Source organism: Chloroflexota bacterium (genome assembly GCA_034717495.1).
GTDB lineage: Bacteria > Chloroflexota > Anaerolineae > JAAEKA01 > JAAEKA01 > JAYELL01.
Genome location: JAYELL010000043.1, coordinates 1 through 3,576 on the forward strand (window position 1 = coordinate 1; position 3,576 = coordinate 3,576).

Here is a 3,576-nt window from a genome sequence, read left to right on the forward strand (position 1 = left end):
CCCTCGCCGTGTCCCCGTGTCCCTCCGCCGCCGTATCCCCGTGTCGCTCCGCCGCCGTGTCGCAAGGCCCCTCTACAACTCAAACTCCCCCACGATGTTATCGAAGAGCGCGCTCAGTTCCTCTTCGGAATAGAAGTGAATCACAATGCGCCCGCCGCGGCGGCTGCGGTAGAGATTGACCTTGGTGCCCAGCGCCTCGCGGAAGCGCCTTTCCAGTTCCCGGGTTTCGGGGCTCTCCTCTTCCTCACCCGCAACCTCGTCCGGTTCGGCGGCAGCCTGGTTCAGGCGCCGCACCAACTCCTCGGTCTGGCGAACGCTGAGGTTTCGGCTGATCACCACGCCCAGCGCCTGCTCCATTAGTTCGTCGCTGGGCAGACCCAACAGGGCGCGCCCGTGGCCTTCTCGAATCTCTCCGGAGATGATCGCTTCCTTGGCCGGGACCGGCAGCCGTAACAGGCGCATCGCGTTGGTAACCGCCACGCGGCTCTTGCCTACCCTGGCAGCCACGACCTCCTGGGTCAGGCCAAACTCTTCCACCAGCGACTGGTAGGCACCGGCTTCCTCCAGGGGATTCAGGTCAGCCCGCTGGAGGTTTTCCACCAGGGCCAACTCCAGCATGCCCTGGGGAGAGACCTCCTTGATGATGGCTGGGATTGCATCGATGCCGGCCATCTTGCATGCCCGCCACCGGCGCTCTCCCGCAATCAAATAGTAGCGCACCGAGCTTCCCGCGGGCGCCTGTGTCAACACCAGGGGTTGAATCAGGCCGTGGGTTTTGATGGACTCGGCCAGTTCGGCCAGCGCCTCGGACTCGATGCTGTCGCGCGGTTGCCTGGGATTGGGTCCAATTTCACTCACCGGCACGTCGGCAGTGCCGGACAAGGGGATCGCAGAAGAAGCAGTCGACTCGCCGCCCGGGATCAATGCGCCCAGGCCTTTACCTAAGCCACGTCTTGTACTCACAGTTCTACCTCACCATACCATTCTCGCGGGCCAGCACCTCTTGGGTGAGTGCCTTGTAGGCGACCGCGCCAGCCGATTTGGGCGCATAGGCGATGATTGGCTCGCCATAGCTGGGTGCCTCACTCAGGCGCACGCTGCGCGGGATAACTGCATCGAAAATTTCATTGGGAAAGTGCTGCCTCACCTCGGCCACCACCTGTTGAGAGAGATTGGTACGGCCATCGAACATGGTCATGACGATGCCGAAGATGCGCAGATCCGGATTGAGGCGCTCGCGCACCAATTGAACGGTCCGGGTCAGTCGTCCCAGGCCCTCCAGGGGCAGATATTCGCACTGGATAGGGATAATCACCCCATCCTGGGCTGTAGTCAATGCGTTCAGGGTTAGCAGGCTCAAGCTCGGAGGACAGTCCAGCAGGACGTGATCATAGCGCGGTAGCACGGGCTTGAGCGCGCGCGCCAGCAGGCGTTCCCGGTCCATCATGCCAACCATTTCCACATCGGCACCGGCAAGGTTGGCCGACGAGGGTATTAAATCGAGGCGCAACCGCCCGGAAAGGCTGATGGACCGGTCAACCGCGGTGCCGTTGATCAGGACATCGTAAAGGGAGACGGAGAGTTCGTCGGGATCGACGCCCACGCTGCTGGTGGCATTGCCCTGGGGATCACAGTCAACCAGCAACACGCGTCGTTTCGAAGCTGCAAGGAAGGCAGCCACGTTGACAGCTGTGGTGGTTTTTCCCACGCCACCTTTTTGATTGGCAAATGCGTAGATACGGGTCATCGCACTGGGTCCCTACCTCTGCTCTGCGCCTTCTCAATCGGGATGTTCGGCGAGCCAGTTTTCAATTTGACCACGTTCTGGAATCCCGTCGATTCCCGATCCTTCGATGTTGAAGGATGCCGCGACGTTGGCGAAGCGGGCCGCATTCAGGGGGTCTCCAGTTTCAAACAGGCGGATAAGAAAGGCAGCTGCGAAGACGTCGCCGGCGCCGGTTGGATCCACCTCTTCGGCCGGTCGTGGCTCAACGCGGGTGGTATCGCCTCGGAAATAGACATCACAGCCGTCGCGGCCTCGGGTGAGAACCATGAGACCGTTGCCAAGCAACTCCCAACAATGCTCTGCCCGGCCCAGGTCGTGGTCGATATCCTCGAAGCTAAGCACCAGAACGTCAACATGGGGCAGAATCTCTTCGGCACTGTCCCACGGTTTGGGACTCACCAGCCCTTGCTCGTTCCACGCTCTCATCCAGCCCTGGGGCACGACACCGACGAGCGCGTCGGGGAACATGGAGGACACGTCGGGCTTGATCTCATTGGCCAATGGGCCCAACAGGACGATCTTTGGTTCCCTCTGCCACGAGCTTGGAATGTCCTCCGGTCCGATGGGCCAGGCCACAGTGTGAAGCTTCTGGACACGCCCGGTGGGCGTGTAGATGTTTTGAAAGGTCGTGGTTTTTTCGCTGGGCAGCGGCAACAGTTCGATGCGATTATACACATCAGGCAGATCGATATCAGGCCCTGTGCGAGTGATCACACCTGGTTTCCAACCCAGGCGCATGGCCGCGACCGACGCATAGGTGACTGTACCGCCAACGGTATAGCCACCAGGGACGAGGTCCCTGGTAATGTGCCCAAGTGTCAGGAAATCCATTGAGCTATTGTAGCACAGAGACATGGGCCGCGCAACAGCATTAGTTTCCCCTCCACCTGATTTATGGTATCATGCCGCTATGGCTTCTCCCCAGTCCTCCTCCATGCAGCACGATCCTTCGTTGTCGCCTGAACGGCCCGGTTGGGACGCCTTGTTGCTGGCTGTTCTATTGATCGCCCGACTGCGTATCAACAGCATGGCCGAGGCAGGATTGTTCGAGCATTTTGAAAATGTCACCACCCACAGCCTCTTGGGGCGAATTCTTAGCGACCAGGCTGAGGCCGCCTTCGGTCCCTGGTTTGGCGACCCTGTCGCGTTGCTGCTGACTGCCCTGAGCATTGGGGCGCTCATCATTTATCTGATCGTAGATCTTCTGGGAAGAGGTGAAGCGGGTGGCAATGAGATCTGGCGGTACCGCCTCAAGCTCCTGTTGATCTGGTCCATCATTGCCTTCACCCTGTTGCTGCCTGCCCTTAAGCTGGCGCTACTGCGCCATGAGAACCTTCCCCACAGCTACAGCCACGATGGCGGCGTCATTCAGACGGAAGCAACCATCGATTATTTCCTCAGCGGGCGCAACCCCTACGTGGAGGATTACCGGAACACGCCCATGGCCGAGTGGGGACTGGAGCAGTTTCGCACGGCCCTGGACCACTATCCCTACCTGCCCTGGACCTTTGTCTTCTCAGCCCCATTCAAACTGGTGAGCGACGGCATTCTGGGTTGGTATGACCAGCGCTTCGTTTACCTGTTGGTCTTTGTAATTGGGCTGCTGTTTGCTGTGCAGTTGGCGCCCCGCGGCCGGTCCCGCTGGCGCCTTGGGCTGCTGATGATTCTGGGCCTCAATCCCATCATGGGCCTGGATCTCATATTTGGCCAGAATGACCTGTTTGTGTGGGCCTGGATCGTGGTCGCCCTCTGGCTGTTGGCCCGCTGGATCGGGAAAACGACGTCAACGG

4 protein-coding genes are annotated in these 3,576 nt (G+C 60.1%); 1 reads left to right on the forward strand and 3 read right to left on the reverse strand.

Features of this window, described 5'->3' with window-relative positions:
- Positions 1-72: 72 nt before the first annotated feature.
- Genes U9R25_08655 through U9R25_08665 form a run of 3 tightly spaced genes read right to left on the reverse strand, consistent with a single transcriptional unit; the run spans position 73 to position 2,617 of the window.
- Positions 73-963 (reverse strand): ParB/RepB/Spo0J family partition protein, encoded by an 891-nt coding sequence (locus U9R25_08655; GenBank protein ID MEA3335963.1) that lies wholly within the window; start codon positions 961-963, stop codon positions 73-75.
- Positions 964-967: 4 nt separating this feature from the next.
- On the reverse strand, positions 968-1,747 hold the full coding sequence (locus U9R25_08660) for a ParA family protein (protein ID MEA3335964.1): 780 nt from the start codon (positions 1,745-1,747) through the stop codon (positions 968-970).
- Between the two features lie 33 nt (positions 1,748-1,780).
- On the reverse strand, positions 1,781-2,617 hold the full coding sequence (locus U9R25_08665; GenBank protein ID MEA3335965.1) for a PfkB family carbohydrate kinase: 837 nt from the start codon (positions 2,615-2,617) through the stop codon (positions 1,781-1,783).
- A 79-nt stretch (positions 2,618-2,696) separates the two neighbouring features.
- On the opposite strand from U9R25_08665, the gene U9R25_08670 reads away from it, so the two are divergent.
- Positions 2,697-3,576 (forward strand): hypothetical protein (locus tag U9R25_08670; protein ID MEA3335966.1); only part of this gene is annotated, 880 nt, incomplete at its 3' end.

Bases quoted from the DNA above. Each gene is read 5' to 3' on its own strand.
- U9R25_08660 (MEA3335964.1), bottom strand. From the start codon at position 1,747: ATGACCCGTATCTACGCATTTGCCAATCAAAAAGGTGGCGTGGGAAAA.
- U9R25_08665 (MEA3335965.1), bottom strand. From the start codon at position 2,617: ATGGATTTCCTGACACTTGGGCACATTACCAGGGACCTCGTCCCTGGT.